Below are 25,060 nucleotides of genomic sequence, written 5' to 3' on the forward strand. Positions count from 1 at the left end.
GACACGGCGTCCCAGGCGTGGCTGCTCATGACTGCTGCTCCCGAGCTCGTCGGATCAGACCGGCGGGGTGGTCGGGCTCGGGGTGGTCGGGGCCGGGGCCGGGCTCGGGGTCGGGAATGCGTCGCTCTGGATCAGGGTGACGACGTACTCCGTCAGGTCGAGCGTGCTCGACTGAGAGTTGTTGTCCGCCACACTGCCGAACGGGAAGTCCACCGTGATGGTCACGCCGACGACGTTCCCGTCATTGCCCTCGTCGAGGGTCGCAGGACCGGTGAAAGCATCTGGGCCCAGCGTGAAGACGGCGTCAACGTCGAGCACGCCCGCCAAGGTTCCCGTGGCCGTCCCCGGGGTGACCGAGAGCTCGGCAGCCAGGTCGTCCCCCTCCGCCTCGACGACGTAGGTGGCACCCGAGAAGACGAACACGTCGCCGGGGACGGCAACGACGTCCACCGGGTTGGCAACAGCGACGCCGTTGTGGGTCCAGCTCCCAGCCCCATCCTGCTCGAGGCTCAGACGGCCCGAGTTCACCGTGCCGGCCCCGTCCTTGACCTCTGACTGCCAGTAGGCCAGCGACCCGGCCCCACCCATCAGCAGGACGGCAGCGGTTCCGGCGGCGAGAGCACCCTTGGCGGTCTTGTTCATCGTCGTTCCTTCGTTAGTCGAGCTACCGGTCCTCCCGGCGGCAACTGCATTCCACCGCGCCGACCCGAAGGAGCTGTCTGGTGTGGCTCAACGTCGCCCCAAGAAACGCGCAAGTTCGCTGCGGGAGCCGCGGGCGCCCACAGGAGATCCAGTTGAGTCCCCGATAGTGGTGTAGCGCGGTCGCCGAGTTCGTCCCTGTCGTGGACGTAGACGCGGCCACCGCGTGATCCTTCGAGTTCGCCTCTCACAGCTCTCTCGAACGGACCATCACGATGACCGCTCCGCACATTGTCGACCCTGCTGGCCTGCTCGGCGAAGCCCTCGCTGAGGCTTCGCCCGATCTGATGCGCAGCCTGCTGCAGTCGATCATCAATGCCTTGCTCTGCGCTGATGCCGACGCCGTCGTCGGTGCCGAGTGGGGCCGCCCCTCGGCCTCCCGGACAACGCAGCGCAACGGCTACCGCCACCGCGACCTGGACACCCGGGTCGGCACGATCGACGTGGCGATTCCCAAGCTCCGCAAAGGCACCTACTTCCCCGAGTGGCTCCTCGAGCGCCGCAAGCGCGCAGAGTCCGCGCTGATCACCGTGGTGGCCGACTGCTACCTCGCCGGCGTCAGCACCCGGCGCATGGACAAGCTGGTCAAGACGCTCGGCATCGACGGGCTGTCGAAGTCCCAGGTCTCCCGGATGGCGGCCGACCTGGACTCGATCGTCGAAGACTTCCGCCACCGCCCGCTGGGCGACGCAGGACCGTTCACGTTCCTCACCGCCGACGCGCTCACCATGAAGGTCCGCGAGGGCGGCCGCGTCATCAATGCCGTCGTGCTCCTGGCCACTGGGGTGAACAACGATGGCCACCGCGAAGTGCTCGGCATGCGGGTCGCGACCGCCGAAACCGGAGCGGCGTGGAACGAGTTCTTCGCCGACCTTGTCGCCCGCGGGCTGACCGGGGTCCGCCTCGTCACCAGCGACGCCCACGCCGGACTGCGTGAGGCGATTGCCGCCAACCTCTCCGGAACCAGCTGGCAGCGGTGCCGCACCCACTACGCGTTCAACCTCATGAGCGTGACCCCGAAGAGCATGTGGCCCGCGGTCAAAGCGATGCTGCACAGCGTCTACGACCAGCCCGACGCCGCCGCGGTCCAGGCACAGTTCGACCGACTGCTCGACTACGTCGAAGCCAAGCTCCCTGCGGTGCACGACCACCTCGACCGCGCCCGAGCAGACCTACTGTCCTTCACCGCGTTCCCGAAGGAGATCTGGACCCAGATCTGGTCCAACAACCCGACCGAGCGGCTGAACAAGGAGATCCGGCGCCGCACCGACGCGGTCGGTATCTTCCCCAACCGCGACGCCATCGTCCGGCTCGTTGGCGCCGTCCTGGCCGAACAGACCGACGAATGGGCAGAAGGACGCCGCTACCTCGGACTCGACGTCCTGGCCCGCTCCCGAATGAACATCGTCCCCGGCGTCGAACCCGAGATCGGAGCTGATGACCTACCCGCACTGACCGCCTGACACCTCATCGAGGAGAACGCAGCGCTACACCACTACCCGGGACTTGACCGGAGATCCACACCGGACGCACACGAGATCCACGGGCGAGCAACGATCGCCCAGGGGTCAGCGGGACCGCAGCGTGAGGACCGTGATCTCCGGCGCCGCGCCGGTACGGACCGGCGGGCCCGAGGTGCCGACCCCGCGCGAGGTCACCACGGTCACCCCGTCGACGACGTCTACGCCCGCCGTCGTCGGCTGCTGGAGCGGCACCAGCCAGCCGAACGGCCAGATCTGCCCGCCGTGGGTGTGGCCCGAGAGCTGGAGGTCGACCCCGCGGTCGGCGACGAGCTGGCGGGGCTCGTGGGCGACGTACACGACGAAGTCCTCGGGGCGGGTGCCGGCGAGGGCGGCGTCGGGGTCCGGCTCGAGGTCGTCGGTGCCGATCTCGTCGTGGACGCCGGCGACGACGAGCGGGTCTCCCCCGCGGGTGAGCGTCACCTGCTCGTTGCGCAGGACGGTGACGCCGAGCCGCTCGAGCCGGTCGAGATAGGCCCGTGCGTCGCCGGTCTCGATCTCGTGGTTGCCCGAGACCGCGACGACCCCCAGGGGCGCGTCGAGGTCGGCGAGCGGGTCGAGGTCGGGCCCGGTGTAGCGCTCGCGGCCGTCGACGAGGTCCCCGGCGAGCACGACGAGGTCGGGGTCCTGCACGTTGACCAGATCGACCACGCGGCGGGTCCAGGCCTCGCCGTGGACGACCCCGACGTGCAGGTCGGTGACCAGCACGACCCGTGCGCCGTCCCAGCCGGCCGGGAGGTCGGGCGAGGCGACGTCGTACGCCGTGACGCCCGGCCGCTGCGCGACGACCGCGCCGACAGCCATGACGACCACCGCGACGCCGACGACCACGGGCGTGCCGGCGCGCAGCAGCCGCTCGCGGGCGCGCGGTCGCCCGGCCAGCCGCAGCCCCAGCGCGACCGGCGCGAGGAGGAGGCAGCCGAGGGTGAGGTACCAGGCCAGGCCCAGCCAGGCGAGGCCGAGCCACAACAGCGGGCGCAGCGGCGCGGGATCGAGGGTGCGGTAGGCGACGTTGGTCGCGACGAAGAGCAGCAGGCCACCGACGACCACGACGAGGGAGGCCATCCGCGCCCATCGGGGCGCGGCGGTGACCACGGCCAAGCGGCGGTGGAGCCAGCGCGCCCAGCCCGCGACCAGCGCGAGGAGGAGCAGGAGCGCGAGGACGCCGAGGACCGCGCGCAGGATCGGCTCGAGCTCGTCGCTCAGCGAGTCACCAGCCGCGCTCGGCGAGGCGGTGGGCCTGCGGGATCTCCTCGACGTTGATGCCGACCATGGCCTCGCCCAGCCCGCGGGAGACCTTGGCGACCGTGTCGGGGTCGTCGTGGAAGGTGGTCGCCTTGACGATCGCCTCGGCCCGCTGCGCGGGGTTGCCGGACTTGAAGATGCCCGAGCCCACGAACACACCCTGGGCGCCGAGCTGCATCATCATCGCCGCGTCCGCCGGGGTGGCGATGCCGCCCGCGGTGAACAGCACGACGGGCAGCGCACCGGTCTCGGCGACCTCCTTGACCAGGTCGTACGGCGCCTGGAGCTCCTTGGCCGCGACGTACAGCTCGTCGCCCTCCAACGCCGCGAGCCGGCGGATCTCCCCGCGGATGGTCCGCATGTGGGTGACCGCGTTCGACACGTCACCGGTGCCGGCCTCGCCCTTGGAGCGGATCATCGCCGCGCCCTCGGTGATCCGGCGCAGCGCCTCCCCCAGGTTGGTCGCCCCGCACACGAACGGCACGGTGAAGGCCCACTTGTCGATGTGGTTCGCGTAGTCGGCCGGCGTGAGCACCTCGGACTCGTCGACGTAGTCCACGCCGAGCGACTGGAGCACCTGCGCCTCGGCGAAGTGGCCGATCCGGGCCTTGGCCATCACCGGGATCGAGACGGCCTCGATGATCGAGTCGATCATGTCCGGGTCGCTCATCCGCGAGACGCCGCCCTGGGCGCGGATGTCGGCGGGCACCCGCTCCAGCGCCATGACCGCGACCGCGCCGGCGTCCTCGGCGATCTTGGCCTGCTCGGCGGTGACGACGTCCATGATCACGCCGCCCTTCAGCATCTCGGCCATGCCGCGCTTGACGCGGGTGGTGCCGGTGGCCGGAACTGCGGGGGTGCTCTCGCTCATGGACCAGAGCCTAGGCGGACCTACCCCGCGGCGGGGCCACCGTCCGCGGCGGGGCCACCGTCCGCGGCGGCGGACAGCGCCTGGCGGCGCACGAACCAGACCCGCTGCACCACGGTGACGGTCGAGGCGATCGCCAGCGCCCACAGCGCGATGTGCATGAGGACCGGGAGGTCGAAGATCGCGCCGAGGCCGGTCATCACCAGGATCGTCACGAGGCGGTCGGCGCGCTCGGCGATCCCGACGTTGGCGGTGAACCCGAGGCTCTCCGCACGGGCCCGGGCGTAGGAGGTCACCGCGCCCATGACCAGGCAGACCAGGGAGAGCACGAGGTAGAGGCGGCTGTCGCCCTCCCAGGCGAAGTAGAGCGCCAGGCCCGCGAAGATCGAGGCGTCGCCGATCCGGTCGAGGGTGGAGTCGAGGAACGCCCCGAAGGTGCTCGAGCGGCCGGTCGTGCGCGCCATGTAGCCGTCGAGGAGGTCGCTGAAGACGAAGGCGGTGATCACCACGGTGCCGATGAGCAGCTCCCCCTGCGGGTAGAACACCAGCGCGCCGGCGCTCACACCCACCGTCCCGACGAGGGTCACGACGTCGGGGCTGACGCCGAGCCTGATGAGCAGGTGGGCGACGGGGGCGATGACCTTCGTCCAGAAGGCACGGAAATGATCCAGCATGGCGGGAGCAGGCTAGCGCTCGAGGAGCCGCGAGCAGACTTCACCGACCGCGGTCGGCGGCCCGGCGACGTACCAGTCCTTGCCGGCGACCTCGACGTGGCGGGTCACCCCGCCGACGCCGCGGATGATCGCGGCGCCCGGCAGCTCGTCCCACGGCGCGACCGAGTGCTGGAAGACCAGGCCGATCCGGCCGGTCGCGACGCCCACCTGGTCCATGCTCATCGAGCCCAGCCAGCGCAGCGCGGCCGCGCCGCCTGCTGCACGGCGCCAGGCCGCGCCGACCTCCCCCTCGAGGAACGGCGGGTGCAGGTACGTCGCCACGCCGAGCTCCGCCAGGGGCCGGTCGACCAGCGGGGCCAGCGCCCGGCCGTCGCACGTGCTGGGCAACCCCGGCCCGCCGACGTACGTCGCGCCGGTCGTGGGGTCGTGCACCGCCCCCACCAGCAGGTCCTCGGTGTCGCGCAGCCCGACCGCGGAGCACCACCAGGGCAGGTCGTTGACGAAGTTGTAGGTGCCGTCGACGGGGTCGACCACCCACGAGCGGCCGGTGGTGCCGTCCGCGACGGAGCCGTGCTCCTCCCCCAGCACCGCATCACCGGGCCGCTCCGTGCGCAGCCGGCCGGTGACCAGCTCCTCGGCGGCCCGGTCGGCCGCGGTGACCACGTCGGAGATCGAGGTCTTGTAGTCCAGCCGCAGCCCGTCGGCGCGCATCCGGTGGGCCAGCGAGCCGGCCTCGCGGACCAGGTCCGCGGCGAGCCGCGCGTCGTCGGCGAGGGTGCTCACGAGCCGTCCGCTGGCCTCGGCCACGCCTCGGCGAACAGGGCGCGGGTCTCGCCGAGCAGCTCGGGCAGGGTCTTGGTGCGGCCGATGATCGGCATGAAGTTCTGGTCGCCGGGCCAGCGCGGCACGACGTGCTGGTGGAGGTGGGCGGCGATGCCGGCCCCGGCGATGTGGCCCTGGTTCATGCCGATGTTGAAGCCGCCGGCGCCGGAGACCTGCCGCACGACGCGCATCGCGTCCCGGGTGAGGTCGGCGATCTCGGCGGCCTCCTCGTCGGTGGTCTCGGTGTAGTCGGCGATGTGGCGGTAGGGGCAGACCATGAGGTGGCCCGGCGCGTAGGGGTAGAGGTTGAGCACGACGTAGGCGAGCCGCCCGCGGTGCACGACCAGCCCGTCGGCGTCGGGCAGCGACGGGATGCGGCAGAAGGGGCACTCGCCGGAGGAGGCGTCCGCGGGCTTGTTCTCCCCGCGGATGTAGGCCATCCGGTGGGGCGTCCAGAGCCGGTCGAGCTCGTCGGGTCGACCGATGCCGTCCTGGTGGAGCACCTCGGTCCTCTCGTCGGGGGATGGATCGGTCACGGCGCCACCTCCGGGTCGCCGGCCGCCGCGGCGACCAGGTCCTCGATGCGTTGCTTCGGGTCGAGCTCGATGCCCAGCGCGCGGCCGTGGCCCTCGAGGATGTACCAGACCGACCCGGTCACCAGCTCGACGAGCTTGGGAGCGGCCGGCACCCGCTCGGGGCGGGCCATCCAGCGGCGTACGGCGCCGAAGACCGCACCGACCAGGCCGAAGACGAGCGGGTCGATCGCGGCGCGCTCGTCCTCGCCGACCTCCAGCCCGAGCATCTCCACGGCGGTGGTGATGACCTCGCAGACCTGGGCGGCGATCTGGGCGAGCCCCTGCTGGAGCGGGCCGCTGCCCTCCCCCTGCTCGGCGACCCGGTGGAGCGCGGGATGCGCGACCGCCCAGCCGACGTACGTCGCCACGATCCGCTCCACGATCTGCGGGATCGTGCCGTCGAGGCCGATCTCGGGCAGCAGCTCGGCCCACAGGCCGTCGAGGATCTCGGCCTGCACGGCGCGGTCGAGGTCGGAGCGGTCGGCGAAGTGCCGGTAGACCACGGTGCGGTTGAGCCCCGCCCGCTCGGCGATCTGCTGGACGTGGAACTCCGCGCCCGGCTCGCCATCCTCGATGACGGCGATCGCCGCGTCGAGGATCTGCTGGCGGCGCTGCTCGTTGTGCCGGTCCCAGCGCGCCTGGCGTCCGTCCGGGCGACCCTTCTCGCTGGACGACATGCTCAGCCCCGTTTCTCCCCTTGACCCGCTGATCGGCGGACGCCAGCCTAACCGGCGCGACCAGGGCGTACAGTCATCGGACGGGGCCGTCCAGGCCCTCCACCAAGGGAGCCCCCATGAGCGACAAGTCGCCGCGCCAGGCCATGTCCAAGAAGTCCGCGAAGTCCATCAAGGAGAAGCGGGGCGAGAAGCGGGCGAAGGCCGAATCGGACCACGCCAGCTCCATGGACAACCTCACCGCGAAGAAGCGCTGAGCCTGCGCCGGCCACGACGGCCGGCGGACGCTGCGGTCCCGAGCATCTCGCCGGGATCGGTCAGCTTCACCCGAGGACGGCCCGCGGCCTCGCCGCGGCGCCGCTCCTCGCGGTCGATCGCGCGCCACCCGGCCAGGTCGACCACCGGCACGCCGCGCCGGTCCAGCACGGTGCGCAGGTCCTCGGCCTGCCGCGCCCGACCCTCGAGCAGCCCCGCGTCCAGGTCGTCGAGCAGCGCCTCGACGGTCTCCTGGGCGCACGACTTGTTGGTGCCGAGGTAGCCGGTCGGCCCCCGCTTGACCCACCCGGCGACGTACGTCCCGGGCTCGACGCGGCCACGGTCGTGGGGCACGGTGCCGGTGACGGGGTCGTGCGGCAGGCCCGGCACCGCCACACCGCGGTAGCCCACCGAGCGCAGCACCATGCCGGCCTCGACGGTCTCCGTCTCGCCGGTGGGCTTCGCGCGGGGCACGCCGGCGGCGTCCGGCACGAGCTCGGTGCGGACCAGCTCGACGCCCTCGACCCGGTCGGTGCCGAGCAGGCGCAGCGGGGAGGCGAGGAAGCGGAGCACGACCCGGCGGCGGGCGGGGTCGGGCGTGCGGGCGGCGAGCTCGCGGAGCACCCGGGCGCGGAGGTCGTCGCCCACGACCTCGGCACCGCCGAGGTCGGCGACCACGTCGACCCCGCGCAGGCCCGCGAGCCCGACGAGCTCGGGGGTGGTGAAGGACGCCTGGCCCGGGCCCCGGCGGCCCACGACGAGCACCTCGCGGACCGCGCTGCCGCGCAGTGCGGCGAGGGCGTGGTCGGCGACGTCGGTGCGGGCCAGCTCGTCGGGATCGGTGGTCAGCACGCGGGCGACGTCGAGGGCCACGTTGCCGTTGCCGACGACCACGACGCGCTCGTGGCCGAGGTCGACGGCGAGGTCGCGGTGGTCGGGGTGGCCGTTGTACCAACCGACGAGCGCGGTGGCCGACGCGGAACCGGGCAGGTCCTCCCCCGGCACGTCGAGCCGGCGGTCCGCGGACGCCCCGACGGACCACACGACCGCGTCGTAGCGCTCGGCGAGCTCGGCGCGGGTGACGTCCCGGCCGACCTCCACGCCGAGCAGGTAGCGGAACCCGGGCTGCTCCTCGATCGCCCGGAACAGCCCCGCGGCCTGCTTGGTGTGCTGGTGGTCGGGCGCCACGCCGGCGCGGAGCAGCCCGTACGGCGTCGGCAACCGGTCGAGGACGTCGACGTTCACCTCGGGGTGCCGCAGCAGCTCATCAGCGGTGTAGAGCCCGGCAGGGCCGGCGCCGACGACCGCCACGCGGACCGGGTGCGGCCGCTGCAGGCGTCGCTGCGGCGGGACCGGCGCGACGGGGGCGCGGTCGGCGTGCGGGAAGGCGTCGTAGTAGGCGGCGTTCAGCTCGCGGAACGGCTCCTGCTCCGGGGTCAGCGCCGTGTCGGGCACGACCGCCCCGACCGGGCACGCCGTGGTGCACGCGCCGCAGCCGACGCACGAGCGCGGGTCGACGTACAGCATCTCGGCGGTGGCGAAGCCGGGCTCCCCCGGCGCCGGGTGGATGCAGTTGACCGGGCAGGCGACGACGCAGGAGGCGTCGGCGCAGCAGGACTGGGTGACGACGTACGGCACGGGACGGCTCGGCTGGTCGGCGCCGGTCAGGAGGCGGCCGAGGCCGGCTGGCTGCGGAAGCGCGAGCTGCGCCCGTCGATGCGCATCAGGCGCCACAACAACCGCGAGACCGGGTTCATCATCCCGGTGCGCTCGGCGAGCATCCGGACGTCGGCGAAGAGGTCGCGCAGGAACTTCCGCGACTCAGCCCGGCTCCACCACACGTCGCGGACGACCGAGCGCGGGATGCCCATGTCGCGGCGGGCCTTGCGGCCCGGGCGCAGGATCTGGTCGCAGAGCCAGCGCATGAGGAGCGGCACGACCAGGCTCAGCGCGGCCCGCTGGACGCGGCCCAGGCGCGGGGCGCGGTGCTCGAGGTAGGTGTGCGCGAAGCCGATGTGGCGGGCCTCCTCGGCGACGTGGATCTGCATGATCCGGCGCAGCAGCGGGTGCATCTCGTCGCCGGCGCGGAGCACCGCCTTCTGCACGTGGTCGATCGGCTCCTCGCCGGCCAGCACGCCGTAGAAGAAGGCGAAGGGGACCCACTTCGCGAACAGCGGCAGGAACGGCGCGACCGCCCGGAAGATCCAGGTGCCGCCGGCGACGTCCTGGCCCGAGCGGTTCACGAACTCCTGGAACATCTGCGTGTGGTGGCACTCCTCGGTCGCCTCGTGCGTGGAGTACCGGAACTCCGGGCTGCCGTTGCGCAGGGAGAAGGCGTAGTTCATCAGGCCGCTGATCAGGATCTGCTCGAACTGCAGGCCGACCTTGGTGATGTTGGCCTGCCGGTACAGGCCGATCTCGACCTGCCGCTCCAGCGGGAGGCCGCGGTACCACGGGTGACCGCCGAGCACGTCGGCCGCGGGCAGCACCCAGCGCCGGTCGGTCGGGTCCACGGCGTACGCCGGGTCGTCCCACGCGATGTCGAGGAAGGCATCGAAGTGCTGGTGCACCGACGCCTCCGACAGCGTGCGGAGGGTGTCGCCGTACGAGCTGCGCTGGCTGGTCTCGTGCTCCGTCGCGGTCATGTCGCTGAGGTTAGTGCGACGCCACGTCCGATGTAAATGGTGTCTGCGACGCGTGTCGCGGCTACTGGCGGGGCTTGTAACGGACCGTTCACCGCTGTTCCTGCACGCTGCAACGTGCAGAAAGAGCGGCGAACCATGCGTTACAAGGCCCGCGCGGCACGCTCGAGGCCCGCCCCCGCGCAGCGCGGGAGCGGGCCTCGATGAGGTGCGGACGGGTACGCCGCCGGGCGGGTCAGACCTGGGTGCGGGCGGCGACGGCCTCACGGACGCGGGCGATCGCCTCCTCGATCGGCACGCCGTTGTCCTGGCGGCCGTCGCGGTAGCGGAACGACACCGCGCCCGCGGCGAGGTCGTCGTCGCCGGCGATCATCATGAACGGCACCTTCTGCAGCTGGGCGTTGCGGATCTTCTTCTGCATCCGGTCGGTGGAGTCGTCGACCTCGACGCGCAGGCCTTCCTTGCGCATCCGCTTGGCGACGTCCCACAGGTAGTCCTCGTGCCGCTCGGCGATCGGGATCGCCTGGACCTGGACGGGGGCCAGCCACGGGGGGAAGGCGCCGGCGTAGTGCTCGACCAGCACGCCGAGGAACCGCTCGATGGAGCCGAACTTCGCCGAGTGGATCATCACCGGCTGCTTCCGGGTGCCGTCGGCGGCCTGGTACTGCAGGTCGAAGCCCTCGGGCTGGTTGAAGTCGTACTGCACCGTGCCCATCTGCCAGGTGCGGCCGATCGCGTCCTTGGCCTGCACCGAGACCTTCGGGCCGTAGAACGCGGCGCCGCCCGGGTCGGGGACGAGCTCGAGGCCGGAGTCGGCGCAGACCTGCTCGAGCACCTTCGTCGCGGTCTCCCACTGCTCGTTGCTGCCGACGAACTTGTCGGGCTTGGAGTCATCCCGCGTGGAGAGCTCGAGGTAGAAGTCGTCGAGCCCGAAGTCACGCAGCACGCCGAGCATGAAGCTCAGCAGGTGCGCGACCTCCTCCGGCGCCTGCTCGGGGGTGCAGTAGGAGTGCGAGTCGTCCTGGGCGAAGCCGCGCACCCGGGTGAGGCCGTGGATGACGCCGGACTTCTCGTAGCGATAGACGTGCCCGAACTCGAAGAGCCGCAGCGGCAGCTCGCGGTAGGACCGACCGCGCGAGCGGTAGATCAGGTTGTGCATCGGGCAGTTCATGGCCTTGAGGTAGTAGTTCTCGCCCTCGAACTCCATGGGCGGGAACATCCCGTCGGCGTAGTACGGCAAGTGCCCGGAGAGGTGGAAGGTCCCCTCCTTGGAGATGTGGGGCGTGCCGACGTACTCGAAGCCCTCCTCGGTGTGGCGCTGGCGGACGTAGTCCTCCATCACGCGCTTGATCACACCGCCCTTGGGGTGGAAGACCGGCAGGCCCGAGCCGATCTCGTCGGGGAAGCTGAACAGGTCCAGGTCGCGCCCCAGCTTGCGGTGGTCGCGCCGCTCGGCCTCCTCGAGCCGGTGCAGGTAGGCCTCGAGGTCCTCCTTGGAGGGCCAGGCGGTGCCGTAGATCCGCTGGAGCTGCTTGTTCTTCTCGTTGCCGCGCCAGTACGCCGCCGCGGTGCGCATCAGCTTGAACGCCGGGATCCGCTTGGTGGTCGGCAGGTGCGGGCCGCGGCACAGGTCGCTCCAGGCGACGTCGCCGTTGCGACGGATGTTGTCGTAGATCGTCAGCTCGCCGGCACCGACCTCGACGCTCGCGCCCTCGGCGGCGTCGTCGGACTTGCCGGACCCCTTGAGGCCGATCAGCTCGATCTTGTACGGCTCGTCCTTCAGCTCCGCGATCGCGTCGTGGTCGGAGGTGACGCGGCGGGAGAACTTCTGTCCCTCCTTGATGATCTTGCGCATCCGCGACTCGATCTTCTCGAGGTCCTCGGGCACGAAGGGCGTCTCCACGTCGAAGTCGTAGTAGAAGCCGTCGGTGACCGGCGGGCCGATGCCCAGCTTGGCGTCGGGGAAGAGCTCCTGGACCGCCTGCGCCATCACGTGGGCGGTGGAGTGGCGCAGCACGGCCAGTCCGTCGGGGCTGTCGATGGCGACACCCTCGACCTCGTCGCCGTCGGCCAGCTCGTGGGACAGGTCGCGCAGCTCGCCGTTGACGCGGGCCACGATGATGCTCGGGTCCTCCGCGAACAGCTCCCAGGCCTTGGTGCCCGTCGTGGTCGTCCGTTCCTCCCGCGCATCGGCGGTGACGAGGACGACCTGGATGTCGGACACAGTGATTCTCCCGGGTTGGGTGGCGGAACGGACTCGTCGATCGTATCGGGGTGCGGGGCCACACCTCGCCCCGGTTTGCGCTGGTCAGAGGTCGCGGTAGCGCTCGGCGCAGGCCGGAGGTCGCACGCCGACGCGTGTTCGAGCGCGGGATTGCGCAGGACCGTGGGCGGGAAGGTCGCTGGCGTGCTGTTCTCCCCGATGCGCCGGACGCTGACCGCGGTGCCACTCGCCCTGCCACTTGCCCTGCTGCTCGCGGGGTGCGGCGTCCTCTCCGCTGAGGAGTCGTACGCCGACCGTGACTGGTCCGCGGCCCCTCCCGTCGTCGCGGACGTCCCCCAGGTCCGCGAGCCGACCGCGGCCCGCACCCGGGCGAACCTGCGCGCGCTCGATCCCTGCGCGATCGGTGCCGCTGGTGACGCCGACTCGACGGAGCCCCCGGGCGAGCGCACCGTGTGCACCGCCCTACGGAGCGACGGAACGGTCGAGGTGGACACCGCCGCGCGCTACTACGTCGAGGGCTCCGGCCCTGACGCGATCAACGCACTCGACAGCCGCGACCGGGTGGAGATCGCCGGCGTCGCCGCCTGGGTGGGCCCAGGACCGACCACCGCGGGTGGCCGGAGCCGGTCCTGCGCCGTCGTGGTGCCCGCCAGCCTCGAGCTGGCGCTCGTGATCGCCGATGCCGAGCCCGACTGCGGGGCCGCGACGGCGGCGGCCGAGGCGGCGATCGGTGACCTGGGCTCGATGACCAGGCCCGGCCGTGACGTCACGGCACCTGTCTTCTACGCCGCCGACGAGCCCGACCCGGGAGGTGTCGGCGGGTGTGCCCACCTCGGCGACCAGCGCAGGTGGCTGTGCGCACCAGTCGACCAGGACGGTGTCGACGTCCCCGCCGACCCCGTCGACCTGATCCGCCGCGGCGAGGTCGACCCGCAGGTCCTCTGCCTCCCCGCCCTCGAGGCCGCCCGCGAGACGGCCGCCACCGATGGCCGCTCCTGGGTGGCCATGACGACCACCGTCAGCCCTCAGGACCGCGACGAGCGATCGTCGTACGACGGTCCACGGCAGTGCACCCTGGTCGCCGCGGAGGACGACGGCGGCGGCGCCGACGCCAACCCGGCGACCATCCTCGTCTCGGCCCGGCGCGAGCCGCTGGGCACGCAGGCGAACACCGAGGTGTCCGGCCACCCGGCGTACCACGCCGAGATCGCGGGCGCGTGGGAGATCGCCCTGACCGACCCCACCGAGCACGGCTACCTGAGCGTCCAGGTCCTCGACACCGAGCGCAGCGAGCCGACGTGGGCCGAGGACCTGGTCGAGGATCTCGTCCGGCGGACGCTCGGCTGACGCCCGGGCGCGGGAGGCGCCGCCGGATCTGCATGAAGCCGCCGCGGTGCCGAGAACGACGTCGGCACAACGGCGGTACAACGAGAAACGCCTCCGACCCGCGTTCTCGCGGGCCGGAGGCGGTCTCGCACGGTGGGCGATACTGGATTCGAACCTCTGAGAAGGGGGCTACCACGAGACCCTCCTCAGGTCCATCTTTCGGGATAAACTCGCAGGTCAGAGGGCCTTTCGTCCTCGGACAGATTCGGACACTTCCGGACACGAAATGACCGCGTTATTCCCCGGTTGTTCCCCGAAAGGCGATACTGATGGGCCAAAAGATTTCGTCCAAGCAGAGGGCTCGACGCGGCTTCGGGCGGATCGAGGAACGGGACAACGGGCGCTACCGTGCGGCGTACACCGGGCCCGACCGTCGGCTCTACCGGGCCCCGATGACGTTCGCTTCTCGGGACGACGCCGTGGCCTGGCTGTCGGCTCGTCGCGCCGAGATCGAGATGGAGGTGTGGGCCCCGGAGGTGGCGGCTCGCGGGGCGGCGAGCCGATCGGTGCCGACGCTGCAGGCGTATGCCGACATCTGGCTCGAGACGAGGAAGACGCAGGGTCGCGCGCTGCGGCCGACGACCAGGCAGCAGTACCGGATGCTGCTCGACACGTTCATCTACCCGACATTCGGCGACGAGCGCATCGACCGGATCTCAGCCGATGACGTCAACACGTGGTACGACGCCCTCGCGCCCGGACGCGAAACCATTCGCGCCCACGCCTACAGCCTCCTCCGCACCATCTTCGCCAGCGCCGCTTCGGAGCGCCCCCATCCCCTGGTCCCCTACAACCCGGCTCAGATCCGCGGAGCCGGCAGCGCGAAGCGCGCCCACCACGTCCAGCCGGCCAGCCTCGAAGAACTCAGGACGATCGTCGAAGAGATGCCGGATCGCTACAAGCTCATGGCGCTCCTGGCCGCGTGGTGCGCCATGCGCTTCGGCGAACTGACCGAGCTCCGGCGCGGCGACATCGACCTGCGCACCGGGCGGGTGAAGGTCCGCCGCGGCGTCGTCCGGGTCGACGGGGAGTTCATCATCGGCCCGCCCAAGACCGACGCGGGCGTCCGCGACATCGCCATCCCACCCCACCTGCTGCCGCTGGTGAAGGACCACCTCGCCGACCACACCGCACCTGGCCGCGACTCATTGCTCTTCCCGGCCGCAGGCGACAGCAACCGCCACATGGCTCCGGCGACCCTCTACAAGGTCTACTACCCGGCACGCGAGGCGGCCGGCCGTCCGGACCTCCGCTGGCACGACCTCCGGCACACCGGTGCTGTGCTGGCCGCGCAGACCGGCGCTACGCTGGCGGAACTCATGGGTCGCCTCGGTCACTCGACCCCGGGTGCGGCGATGCGCTACCAGCACGCGGCTGCCGACCGCGATGCCGAGATCGCCCGGCGGCTGTCGGAGTTGGCAGGCTCATAGGCGGGCGAAACACGCATTCCGAGTGCGGCTACAAGGAGGAAGAGTTCGCCGCGCAGCTCCACACCCCGACCGAGGTCACGGAGTTTGAGCTCCACAAATGGCTCGGCAAGAACGCCGGGTCGCTCCTGTTATGCGTCGTCGTTGCGGCAGCCCCGGCCCGGGGCCATCTCGGATTGGGGTCAGGTCGATGACCACGGTGACGCACCAATCGCCGCGGCGTGTGTGGCGCCAGACGTGCTCATCGATCCCGACCACGACAGCAAAGAGCGCGCACCAGGGTACCCAGACTGCGGGGAGCCAGTTCGAGCTGATCTACAACATCTGATTCCGGGGTCTCGCTGACCTGCGGCTAGATGCCTGAAACGGCGTCTGACCTGCGAAGACATGTTTCAACGTCTTCCAGCGTCAGGCGCCGTTTCTCATCCTTGTGCGTACCCAGTGCACCCCACGTACGACCGGAATCGGCGGCGTCCACCAAGGAGTGTCTTCCACTCCTACGATCCAAGCGTGGCCAGGTGGGGAAACGGGTCTACGTCGAACATCTCCGCGAGATTGCCGCGCGTGAAGACTCGGCCATCACAGTCACGGACAACCGGACCCAGCGCATCGCTGGTCCGCGTCCACCCCAGACCGTCTAGCAAAGCAAAGAGGGGCTTGCCGCCCAGCCTTCCGGCCTCCGTGCGTAGCGCGGCGAACCTTGCAGCCTTGTCGCGAGCCGTGCCGCCGTCATTCGTGAGCTTGACCTCCAGGATGGCCTGGAGTGTGTCCGACGCGTCAAAGAAGACGAAGTCCGGTGCGGGCTTCACGGTCAGATTGAAACGCCGCTGGACCTCCGCCTGGTTGTGCGCACCTGTTCTGATGTACCGGATGCCGCGACGCTCGCACTCGTCCTCGAGCTCCTGCTCCAAGACGTCGCCACGCTGTGTTCCGATGGCATCCAGCAGCTGGCGGAATGCGCCACCGTAGTGCCGCTGGTGGAGGAACACCTCGAATGGAACGCCGTCGGTTGCGAACTGGCGCACCGTGGCCCATCCTTCTGCGAGATCTGGGCGATCCTGCTTGGTGCGGCGCCCATCCTCGGGCACTGGCCAGAGAGATCCATCGATGCCGCGCACCACGACCTCTGCGATCACCTGAGCCTCGTCGGCGGTCAGCGACCTCTTCGCGACCCCCTGTTCAAGCTTCTTCAGCCTGTCGGCAGACAGTGCAGGGAGATCTAGTTCGGCCCCGACGACCTGGGTAGCAGCCGCGAACTCACGCCAGATATAGCCGAGTAGCAGGCGCCACACCGCGACGATGACCGGCGCGGCGAGTGTCGCGCCAGCGACGTCTGACACGCCCACCTTAGTGAATCCGCCTGTCAACCGATGCGCCTCCCTGTAGGCAGCAGCAACTGGAGGCAGGTCGTACTCCGAGCGAGGGAGGACGTAAGCGAAATCCGGGGTGAGCTTCGGTACGTAGAGCTCGCGGGCGAGCGTGGCGTAGACGTCGCGGTGGGCGGCGAGTCCATATGCCTCCGGGATCTGCCGCACTAGGTTGACCCGCTGATTCCACGGGGCTCCCTCGATTGCTGCAACAGTCTCTGCAGGGGTCGCCATGGCCTGGACCCTAGCCGAACGCCAGCGTCCGCCTCGCGACCGAGCGGGCGCCCTCCGTGGTCAGCCCGACACGCGCCCCAGGGAGCGGACCATCTGTCGGTCCCCTCTCCTACGATGATCTTGATAGGTCTTCTAGATGTGCAGGGAGGGAACGCGCGAATGGCATCGACTGAACGGCGGCTTCTCCCGACCGGCACTTGCTGGTGCGGGTGTGGCGAAGAAGTCGCTGTCGGCGCGTTCTTCACTCGGGGGCATGACAAGATCGCAGAGGCTGCACTACTCGCGATGCGGTATGAGGGTTCCGTCGCGCATCTCCTGCACGGCCACGGGTTCGATGCAACCACCTCCGTGACGAGCGCCGCGATCGAGTCTGGAGTCTGGGTTCAATGCGCCGCTGAGGGTTGCAGGTACGCGGGCACCCCGGCGAGCGTGCGTCACCATTGCCAGAAGGCTGCGCACTGATGGCGCTCCCAACCGCCTCACCGGATCGGCGCCTGACGCCACCCACAGTTGGACGCGACGACGTCGTCGTCGCACCGGACGAGGTCATCGTCAGGAGCCCGCTCCGACACCTCAACGCGGAGGACGTCAGCGCACGAGCTCGACGGGAAGTGCGCAATCGAGAGGTCCATCTACCCCCTATCAGCACCTACCGTTGGTGGGCGCGACGCACCGAGGCTGTTAACGGCGCCATCATCGATTGCGTCAGCTCTGACAAGCCGGGGCGCCTGGTGGTTAGCGACCCTTTCGCCGGCGGCGGCGTTATTCCCTTGGCAGCGGTCATGCGCGGACACAGTGTCTACGCTCAGGACCTCAATCCGTGGGCGGCATCGGGCTTGGCTTCCATGCTGGCGCTGCCTGACCCAGACGCACTTCGTGAAGGCATCGCTGCTCTGACCCAGCGGGTGTTGACGATCGCACAGGCCGCCTATGGAACGGTCCTGTCCGATGGGACACAGGGCCTCGTAACGCACACCTTTAGAGTCGCCGTCGCTCCATGCACAAGGTGCGGCACCGAACAACGTCTCTTTCCGCACGGCCTTGTGACGTTGACCAGTCGGATCGAGCGGAATCGCCCTGAAGCGTACTTGGCGTGCCCGGAAGGCCACTTGTTCCTCGGCCGTCGCGACCAGGTCTCACAGTGCCCGACTTGCAGCCGACCAACCGACCCATCCGCGGTGTACACGCCGCGACGGATTGTCACGTGTCCTTGCGGAAACCAGGACCGTCTTGAGGAACGCGCTCTGGCTTCGGGTCTTCGTTGGGAAGTCGTGCTCGTCGAACGCGCCGGCGACGGTCGACGTGAGCTCGCGACACCGACTGCTGGCGAGTTGAAGGCGGCCGAGGCCGCGCATATGCAGCCTCGACGGTCGCTCGGAGACATCCCGATCGGACAGGAGACGTCCGTGTTGCTGCGGCACGGCTTCCGACAGTGGGAAGATCTCTACCCTCGGCGCCAGCGCTCCATGGTTGAGCGCCTCCTCGAACTGGCGCCGGCATGCTCAACAGATGCCGGGGTGGTCGCAGCTCTTCGTTCTGCCATTCTCGGTTCTACCGAGATGGCAGGTCATCTCTCGAGGTGGGACCGCTACTACCTAAAGAGCTACGAGTCGATGGCTGGGCATCGGTTCAACTTCACGACCCTCCCCGTCGAGCCCAATGTCTGGGGCACCACGACCAGTGGTCGCGGAACGACGCTTCGGCGCCTAGTGCAGTTCGTCAAGGCTGCCGAGTGGCTTCGGACGAACACTGACCGACAACTCTCCGTTGAAGGCCCGGTGCCGTCTACCGCAGCACTAGTTCCTGCCCTGCTCGGCCAGAACATTGATGGCGACCCTCTGGAGCGCCCGGACGCCGTGGTGGTCGTTGGGAGTTCCCAGCGGCAGCTTCTCCCGACCGGCTCTGTTGACCTGGTACTCACGGACCCTCCGTACCACGACGATGTTCAGTACGGCGAGTTGTCTCGTCCATTGCAGGCGTGGGCCGGGTTGACACCTCCCGACTCCTCCGGCGACGCAGTCGTCAATCGCGCCACCGGGCAGCTTGTGGCCGATGGCAGCTACACAGCATTGCTTACCTCAATCTTCCGCGAGTCGGCCCGCTTGCTTCGGGACGATGGCCACCTGATCTTCAGCTATGCGAACCGCGACCCGCAAGCATGGGCGAACGTGATTGATGCGCTGCAAGGTGCTGGACTGCGCGCGGTGGGCTGCGCAGTGGTTCACAGTGAGAATGAGACAGACCACGCGAAGCGCAACGTGCGTGCCTGCACGCTCGACTTGCTCCTCGACCTGGTTCCGGTCTCCAACTTGGCCGTTGAGAAGTTCCAGCCGAAGCTGGGAGATAGCGACGAGGAGGAGTTCCTCGGCATCGTGGCGGAGTACGTGTTGGCGATCGGCGCTCTCTCTACTGACTGGCGACACGAGTTCCTGGAGTCCGTGTCAACGGTGAACTTCATCAGGCCGCTCCGGCGCCCCCGCAACACCTGAAGCCGATCCCCATGTGCAGCCGCCATTGACTAGACGCCGGCGTCCAAAGGAAGTCCCGGTGCAAACTCCGTGATTGCCACGCTCAATCGCACGCTCGACCACCGTCCTTGTGGAGAGACGTCTCGAGGAAGATGTGGAGTGAGGCTGATCGCTGAGCACCACCCGAGCAGTTCCAACCCGCCGTCTCTATTGCGCCGCACGGCTACCAGGGACCAGCCGGGGTCGCGTGCCCCGACGACTACTTCGTTCCTGGAAATGAAGAAGTCAACGCGACCAACCGAGGCGCTGCTGGTGGTCTTGACCTCGATCCGATGGCGCCGCCCGGTCGTGTCGGAACTCGTCACGTCGTATCCGAGCTGATCACTGCGCAGGCTCACGCGCTTCACTGCGGCGGCAAGATCAGGCCGGCTGCGCGCGTTCAGATGTTGGCGGCACAGCTCAACTACATACTCTTCGCCGCGTGCACCTTGGTCATGAAGTTGCGCGGCGTCGAGAGTCCTCCCTAGGCCCATCAGGAGCGCCTCGCGGCGCGCCGCATCTTCGAGCAGTTGCTCCAGCGCATCCTGGTCTGCCTGTGGGACGTTCTCCCAGCGCACCTCATCGTCGACGACGGCGGCATAAAGCCAAAGGGGTGGCTCCTCCACGAAGAGCTCTTGTAGAAGGAGCTCAGTTGCGACGTCATCCGGCAGATCGCAGAGGTCGAGCAGGGCAGGTGTCGGGACGTGGCGGCTGTCTTGCGGCGAAACCAGCTTGGCTCGCTGAAGGAGCGTGTGGCCGGCTTGGAGATCCTGCGACCGATAGAGCCCGCCCGTAGCTAGTTGGTCATAGCTCACGATCAGCGAGTCCGGCGTGTTGCCGCTCGGGTCTAAGACGCGCGCGGCCAGCAGGGCGGCCTGCAACTGGTACGCCGTTGGGGTCGACCTCGTCGCCGCCCAGCCATGGTCCATGACGGTCACGACTCTCCGCGGAGGTGCGCAAAGAGCGCGACCATGTCGGCGGTCGAATCCAGGGCGGGCCCGTAGTCCTCATCGGAAGGGAGCGCCATCGTGCTGATGTCAGGATCATCGAGCATTTCGCCAAGGCGGGCAGCCTTCTCCCGGATCCGCGAATCGATCACCTCATCGATCGTCCCTGAGGTGAGCAGGAACGTGATGCGGGTCTGTTGGCCGGCTTTGAGACCGAGGCGGTGGATTCGATCGATGCTCTGGAGGTATTGACCCGCATTGAAGGTTCGATCCAGGTAGATGGCGTCGTGGCAGACCTGATGCAGGCTCACGCCCTCACTCATGGCCGCTGGATTCGCAAGGAGGACGGAGCAACCGGGATCCGAACGGAACCTGGCGAGTTCACCTTCGCGGGTACGCGGGGCGCGTGGGTCGGCGAACTCACTAGGAATCCCGCCATAGATCAGAGCCGGCCGATAGATGGCTAGCATCCGCTCGAGCGCCTGGAGATTCCTAACAAAGTTGCTCCACACGAGCGTCTTAAGGCCCTTGGCTGCGTTCGCCTCGATCATCTCCGCAAGCTGCCTGAACTTTGCGGGCGTCTCGTACTGGTTGTACTCCTGTAAGAGATCCCAGAGCCTGCTGCCGGGTGGTACGTCCAACGGCGGATGGCGGAAGCTCATCACGTCGTCAGCCGCCGAGCCCGCTGTGAGCAGCTGCGGGTTCGTCGCCGCTTCGAGCAGGTACATAGTGATGTCGCCCATGCTGGCGAAGTTGGCCCGATCGGCCATGCTGACCTCAAACGCACCTGCATAGCGATCACGCAGAGCTTCGTAGATCTCACCCTGAAGTGGATCGAGCTCAACCTCGACAACGCTCATCGCCGGTTGGTCGAGACCCAGTTCGCTCTTTCGGGTGCGGACGAACAGAGGACCGATGGCCTCCGCGACCTGTGCCCCCGCGTCAGCCGGCGGCGGCGAGACGAGCGCGTCAGCGGGCAGTATGGCGCGGCCCTGGCCAGGCCAGAGGTAGTCCATCAGGGCGACGAGATCACGCGGGCTCTGCGGCGCGGGTGTTCCGGTGAGGATGTCGCGTCGTGCGGCCAAGAAAGCGATACTCAAGCAGGCGCTGCCGAAAGTTCCGTCCCAGCCTCGCTTCATTCGGTGGGCTTCATCCAGCAGGACGAGCGTCGGCTTTCTACCCACCCACTTGGCCACTGCTTCGTACCGACTGTCCAGGCGGTGGTAGTTGACTACCAGGACTTCCGCGTCAGTGGGGGCTTCGTCGACCAAGGGCGCCACCAGCGGGCGGCGTCCCTCAGCGAAGCAATCGTTGACCTCGTTTTGCCACGCGTCGAACGCCGAGAGCGGCGCGACGACAAGCATTTGCTCAACTCTCCCGGCGGATCGCTCGGCTTCATACACCGCATACGCCACGGTGGTCTTGCCCGCGCCTGGGACCGAGAAGTTGGCGCCGTTTGCCAGTCCGAGCAGTTCACCAAGATCTCGCATTTGGAACGACCGCAGTTCACGCACAAACCTGCTACCCGACAGCCGCTCGGCAACCTCTTGGGGTTCGAGCGGGTTTGGCTCGGATAGCGCCCGATTAAGCAGCCGCCGCTGCTCACGCGTCTGCTGCAGCAGCTCGTCCAACTCTGGCGACGACGCAATTCCGACGCCGTACCGTTGGCATGCTGTCCGCAGCCAGGACATGTTGCTGAGTAGGCGCTCGAGCGGGAGCTCAACCTCTTGGCCAGGCCGGTCTCCAGTCGATCCCCATTCACTGATGACCTGCAGCCAAAACGCCTGCGGCACTTCGCCCATCCGGGTCGCGCGGACCACGGGAGGATTTCCTGAAAGGGACAGGCCCAAGGTTGCCACCCCAGAGATGGAGGACGTTGTGACCTCAGACACTGACGTCCCCGGCGGGCTCCGCGACGCTGGCAAAGGCCGCCGCGGCTCGCTCGAACTGCTGCCGCGCGTCCGCGAACGCAACCCGATCGAAGCCCGGGCGGCCGCCGACATCCGTAAGCGTTGTCGCAGCCTTGTCGAGTGCCCGAGACGCCTCCTTCAGGTGGATCATTGGGGCCGTCAGGTCATCGATCTGTCGCAGATCTCGCTTCTTGTTCTCAATGGCGGTGCTGATTCCGCTGAAGAGCTCAGAGGCAACGACCGTCCGCGGCAGCGTGACCGATTCCCCGTCATTCGTCGGGATGGTCACGTCCTCGTCGGGACGCGCCTGCGCCAGCAGCGTGTAGACCCCGGACAAGCTCGGCGACCCTGCGGATGGACCTCCGAAAGCTGCCGATCCGCCCGAAGGCTCGTCGTCCTCTTCATCCTCTTCACCGAAGAACTCGCTCACGCCGGTTGGCGCCGCAGCGGTCACGGAGGGCGCACGGACCGGGGTGAGGAGCGCGTCGACATGTGGCGCGAGAGGTGCAGACTCGCTCAGTGCGGGTGCGACGTAGTTGTCGAGCAGAGTCGAGTCGATCTCACGAAGACGCCGATAGTCAACGCCTGCGATCATCGCTGCCAGCTGGGCATCACGAATGCGCACGGCCTCTTCGGGGTTCGTGCTCTTCAGCCGCTGATAGTCCTGGTCGATCTCAATGAGCGCCTGACGCTGATCGTCGAAGTACAGGAAGTTGAGCGCTCCCCCGCTCGCGCCCACGATCTCGCGAATTAGTCCAAGCAGCCGCAGCTCTCCTTCGACGAGATCGATCGCGGCCTTCGTGTCTCGCTTGCTTGTCGTAAGTGAGGGACGCAGTGCCCGGCCAACCTCCAGGGTGGTGTAGTTGCCGCTGTTCACGAGGTCTTCAATGAAGAGCAACTGGCTCGTGAAGCTGTACTCCTGCTTGACCTCCTGCTCCATCTGGAGGCGGAGCTCGAGCTCGGTGATCTCCTTCGGGCCAGCGTCCGCGGGTAGGACGACAACCTTGATGTACTGCTGGCGCAGGTCCCGCAGCGCGACGGCACGCGTGTTGGCGTTAACCAGAACCCCGCCAGTGGTGATAACGCCGGCGAAGAGCTGACCGTCGTTCGCGAGAGCGTTCTTGATGCGCTCGAAGCCCGGGGTTTCCCTCAAGAGGTGCGCGATCAGACTTTGTGCCTGCTCACCGTACGGGTCGGTGGCGACGACGTCTTGTTCGGGCTGTGGGAGCGACTGCAACTGAGCCTTGATGCGGTGGCTGTGCGGACTCAGGAGGACGACGTCGAGATCGACCGAAGCCACCGGGAGAACGAGCTTGCCACCCTTCCACCGGATCTCCTCAGCAGTCCCTGCGCCGTTGGCGACCGCCTGCTTGGCTGCCTCCAAGGCCGTATTGATCGAACTTTCACGGGTGGCTGTCGTGATGACCGGGTTCATGAACCTCTCCTGTGGGGTGCGTGCGCTCAGGATGTCAGGAGGTACCGACAGTTGACGCCGCTTCGGCAAGTTGCTCGAGGGTGTGCTCGGTGTAAAGGCGACCGCCGAAGGCGCGGACCAAGTCGTCGCTCTCACCCCGATCAGCCCATCCGGTGCCAAAGAGCACAAGGACCGATGGGACGTTGAATCGCTTAGGCAGTTGAAGCAGGGTCGCGGCAGTCTTACGTGCGGTTCCACCGTCTCGTGCGATCGCGATTAGGACGGCGTATCCGGGGCCGCCAGTCGCCGCGCGGGTGACGATGGACAGCTGCCCCGGCGGCTTCCCTGAGGCTCCAGCGCGCTGGCCTAGCACGGCCTTCGCGACCGCTGCATCACCCTCAGTCGACCAGTACCCAACCCCGGCTTCGTCGAGGGCGTTCAGCACCCGTCTGACCATGAGCCTGCTGATTTCATTGTTACTGCGGTTGCGGTGGGCACTCCAGGCACTGCCAACGTCGCGCTGAGCCAGCAACGTCCCATAACTCACCCCGCCTTCGCGCATGGCCTCCGCAGCCGCCCATCCCGAGGCGGTGCCTCCCAGCAGCAGCTCGATAGGTCGAGCAGCGACAGCACCTGGGACCTGCGGCTCTACGCGCCCGCAGACAACATCGTCAACGACGCTAAACGCGGCGAAGACCTGACTCGGGCTCCACGAACCATCTGCCTCACCGGGAAGGGAGGTCCCTCTGGCGTATGCCCGCGCTTGGAGGTCGCGCCAGCTCAGTCCGGCAACCAAGCCAAGTGCCTCGATGACGAGCGGATCGTCTGCTTGGGCAGCCATCACCACCGAGCCAGTGATGTCTACGAGCGTGCCGCTGGCTGTACGCCGCGCCACGTTCGCCAGCGCGGCCTCGTAGCGGCTCGGAGGAACGATCCCGTCGGTCATCACGAGGTCAGCGCTGGTGTCCAGCGTGCTTCGCAGCGCCGCTCTCACCGCCGTCCGAAGGGCTGGCTCGGCGCCCGCGACACCCGCGTCCGCTGCGGCCACGAGAGCGCCGAGCAGCGTCGGTCCGTCAACCTCGCCATTGAGGCGCCGCCCCTCCGCGATCCAATGCATCGCGTCCAAGAGCTGGTTCCGACCTGTCGCTGTCAGGAGCGCCGTCTCATGTGCCGAATCGAAATCCCCGACCGCGCCGACATTCTTGACCATGGCCCAATCTTGCCGTGGCCCGTATCGAGACCTCAGCAGATTGCCGCCGAAAGCGCGCCGCCTCTCGGAGCCCGGAGCCGGAACCCACATGCGTGAATGGGCAAACTGCTGCGAGTTGAAGAGGGTGGTTGCCGTTAAATCAGAGTCGGTCGATCCAAGTGTCCGTTTCGCGGTCGTCCCAGGCAGATCTGTCGCCACGGCCCACGGTCGCTTGCCGGCCCAGCACTGCGAGGGCACGAAGGGCTTCCTCGTGTGTCAGCGCTCTCAGGGAGTCGACCGACCGCCCAGACGCAAGCTCGATGGCGTTCTGCCGGTCGCCCATTGCGGTCAGCCCTCGAGCGTCGAGCGTCTTGCGGAGCAAATCGACCTGCCAGTCCGCGATCGGTGCTGGCGCGCTTTCTGGGGGCTGCGGACGAGCGGGGTCGTCGTCACCAAAGAGTGAGAGCTCATCAGACACGAC

Annotated in this window: 21 protein-coding genes; 5 read left to right on the top strand and 16 right to left on the bottom strand. The window is 68.7% G+C overall.

The genetic code is table 11. The features are described from left to right. Positions 1-54 precede the first annotated feature (54 nt). On the bottom strand, positions 55-642 hold the full coding sequence (locus tag HPC71_RS12355) for an alternate-type signal peptide domain-containing protein (protein ID WP_171896752.1): 588 nt from the start codon (positions 640-642) through the stop codon (positions 55-57). Positions 643-914: 272 nt separating this feature from the next. Here HPC71_RS12355 and HPC71_RS12360 point away from each other — a divergent pair, with 272 nt between their 5' ends. Continuing rightward, positions 915-2,162 carry an IS256 family transposase gene (locus HPC71_RS12360; protein WP_154617526.1) on the top strand — a complete coding sequence of 416 codons (1,248 nt, stop codon included), beginning with the start codon at positions 915-917 and terminating at the stop codon, positions 2,160-2,162. A gap of 105 nt (positions 2,163-2,267) precedes the next feature. Here HPC71_RS12360 and HPC71_RS12365 read toward each other — a convergent pair whose 3' ends face one another. From HPC71_RS12365 to HPC71_RS12390, 6 genes are all read right to left on the bottom strand, one after another. Continuing rightward, positions 2,268-3,284, bottom strand: coding sequence for a metallophosphoesterase (locus HPC71_RS12365; RefSeq protein ID WP_154617207.1), 1,017 nt, complete (start codon positions 3,282-3,284; stop codon positions 2,268-2,270). 145 nt (positions 3,285-3,429) lie between these two features. Continuing rightward, the gene (gene pdxS, locus HPC71_RS12370) at positions 3,430-4,335 is read right to left on the bottom strand and encodes a pyridoxal 5'-phosphate synthase lyase subunit PdxS (RefSeq protein WP_154617205.1); all 906 of its coding nucleotides are present in this window, start codon (positions 4,333-4,335) and stop codon (positions 3,430-3,432) included. 20 nt (positions 4,336-4,355) lie between these two features. Then, positions 4,356-5,006, bottom strand: coding sequence for a phosphatidylinositol phosphate synthase (gene pgsA / locus HPC71_RS12375; RefSeq protein ID WP_154617203.1), 651 nt, complete (start codon positions 5,004-5,006; stop codon positions 4,356-4,358). A gap of 12 nt (positions 5,007-5,018) precedes the next feature. Then, on the bottom strand, positions 5,019-5,789 hold the full coding sequence (locus tag HPC71_RS12380) for an inositol monophosphatase family protein (RefSeq protein WP_253943701.1): 771 nt from the start codon (positions 5,787-5,789) through the stop codon (positions 5,019-5,021). After that, complete coding sequence (locus HPC71_RS12385) at positions 5,786-6,364, bottom strand: HIT family protein (RefSeq protein WP_253943702.1); 579 nt, start codon at positions 6,362-6,364, stop codon at positions 5,786-5,788. Before HPC71_RS12385 ends, HPC71_RS12380 begins: the two co-directional genes overlap by 4 nt. Continuing rightward, entirely contained in the window at positions 6,361-7,080 is a 720-nt protein-coding gene (locus tag HPC71_RS12390; protein ID WP_154617201.1) for a TetR/AcrR family transcriptional regulator, read from the bottom strand. Before HPC71_RS12390 ends, HPC71_RS12385 begins: the two co-directional genes overlap by 4 nt. Positions 7,081-7,196: 116 nt before the next feature. Between HPC71_RS12390 and HPC71_RS12395 the strand changes: the two genes are divergently transcribed. Continuing rightward, the gene (locus tag HPC71_RS12395; protein ID WP_171896753.1) at positions 7,197-7,334 is read left to right on the top strand and encodes a hypothetical protein; all 138 of its coding nucleotides are present in this window, start codon (positions 7,197-7,199) and stop codon (positions 7,332-7,334) included. Here the strand turns inward: HPC71_RS12395 and HPC71_RS12400 are convergent. The 3 genes from HPC71_RS12400 to thrS form a co-directional block, all read right to left on the bottom strand. After that, positions 7,315-8,970: an FAD-dependent oxidoreductase gene (locus HPC71_RS12400; protein WP_253943703.1), complete on the bottom strand. Its 1,656-nt coding sequence runs from the start codon at positions 8,968-8,970 to the stop codon at positions 7,315-7,317. The two genes, HPC71_RS12395 and HPC71_RS12400, sit on opposite strands and share 20 nt — an antisense overlap. 26 nt (positions 8,971-8,996) lie before the next feature. Beyond that, a complete protein-coding gene (locus HPC71_RS12405; protein ID WP_154617199.1) occupies positions 8,997-9,977 on the bottom strand; it encodes an AurF N-oxygenase family protein in 981 nt (326 codons plus the stop codon). 232 nt (positions 9,978-10,209) lie between these two features. Then, positions 10,210-12,198 (bottom strand): threonine--tRNA ligase, encoded by a 1,989-nt coding sequence (thrS, locus tag HPC71_RS12410; RefSeq protein WP_171896754.1) that lies wholly within the window; start codon positions 12,196-12,198, stop codon positions 10,210-10,212. A 183-nt stretch (positions 12,199-12,381) separates the two neighbouring features. Between thrS and HPC71_RS12415 the strand changes: the two genes are divergently transcribed. Continuing rightward, positions 12,382-13,545 carry a hypothetical protein gene (locus tag HPC71_RS12415; RefSeq protein ID WP_154617197.1) on the top strand — a complete coding sequence of 388 codons (1,164 nt, stop codon included), beginning with the start codon at positions 12,382-12,384 and terminating at the stop codon, positions 13,543-13,545. 308 nt (positions 13,546-13,853) lie between these two features. Continuing rightward, on the top strand, positions 13,854-15,014 hold the full coding sequence (locus HPC71_RS12420) for a tyrosine-type recombinase/integrase (protein ID WP_154617196.1): 1,161 nt from the start codon (positions 13,854-13,856) through the stop codon (positions 15,012-15,014). Between the two features lie 494 nt (positions 15,015-15,508). Here the strand turns inward: HPC71_RS12420 and HPC71_RS12425 are convergent, their stop codons facing one another. After that, the gene (locus HPC71_RS12425; protein WP_154617192.1) at positions 15,509-16,612 is read right to left on the bottom strand and encodes a hypothetical protein; all 1,104 of its coding nucleotides are present in this window, start codon (positions 16,610-16,612) and stop codon (positions 15,509-15,511) included. A 1,271-nt stretch (positions 16,613-17,883) separates the two neighbouring features. Here HPC71_RS12425 and HPC71_RS12430 point away from each other — a divergent pair. Then, on the top strand, positions 17,884-19,101 hold the full coding sequence (locus HPC71_RS12430) for a hypothetical protein (protein ID WP_154617189.1): 1,218 nt from the start codon (positions 17,884-17,886) through the stop codon (positions 19,099-19,101). 29 nt (positions 19,102-19,130) lie between these two features. Here HPC71_RS12430 and HPC71_RS12435 read toward each other — a convergent pair whose 3' ends face one another. The 5 genes from HPC71_RS12435 to HPC71_RS12455 all read right to left on the bottom strand — a co-directional run bounded on the left by HPC71_RS12435 (position 19,131) and on the right by HPC71_RS12455 (position 25,057). After that, the gene (locus HPC71_RS12435; protein ID WP_230084682.1) at positions 19,131-20,048 is read right to left on the bottom strand and encodes a protein NO VEIN domain-containing protein; all 918 of its coding nucleotides are present in this window, start codon (positions 20,046-20,048) and stop codon (positions 19,131-19,133) included. Positions 20,049-20,053: 5 nt separating this feature from the next. Beyond that, a complete protein-coding gene (locus tag HPC71_RS12440) occupies positions 20,054-21,886 on the bottom strand; it encodes a DEAD/DEAH box helicase (RefSeq protein WP_171896755.1) in 1,833 nt (610 codons plus the stop codon). A 64-nt stretch (positions 21,887-21,950) separates the two neighbouring features. After that, positions 21,951-23,411 carry a hypothetical protein gene (locus HPC71_RS12445; protein ID WP_154617183.1) on the bottom strand — a complete coding sequence of 487 codons (1,461 nt, stop codon included), beginning with the start codon at positions 23,409-23,411 and terminating at the stop codon, positions 21,951-21,953. A 34-nt stretch (positions 23,412-23,445) separates the two neighbouring features. After that, entirely contained in the window at positions 23,446-24,600 is a 1,155-nt protein-coding gene (locus HPC71_RS12450) for a hypothetical protein (RefSeq protein WP_154617181.1), read from the bottom strand. Between the two features lie 139 nt (positions 24,601-24,739). After that, positions 24,740-25,057 carry a hypothetical protein gene (locus HPC71_RS12455; protein WP_154617179.1) on the bottom strand — a complete coding sequence of 106 codons (318 nt, stop codon included), beginning with the start codon at positions 25,055-25,057 and terminating at the stop codon, positions 24,740-24,742. Positions 25,058-25,060: the final 3 nt, after the last annotated feature.

The sequence above is a fragment of the Nocardioides marmotae genome (assembly GCF_013177455.1).
GTDB classification, from domain to species: Bacteria; Actinomycetota; Actinomycetes; order Propionibacteriales; family Nocardioidaceae; genus Nocardioides; species Nocardioides marmotae.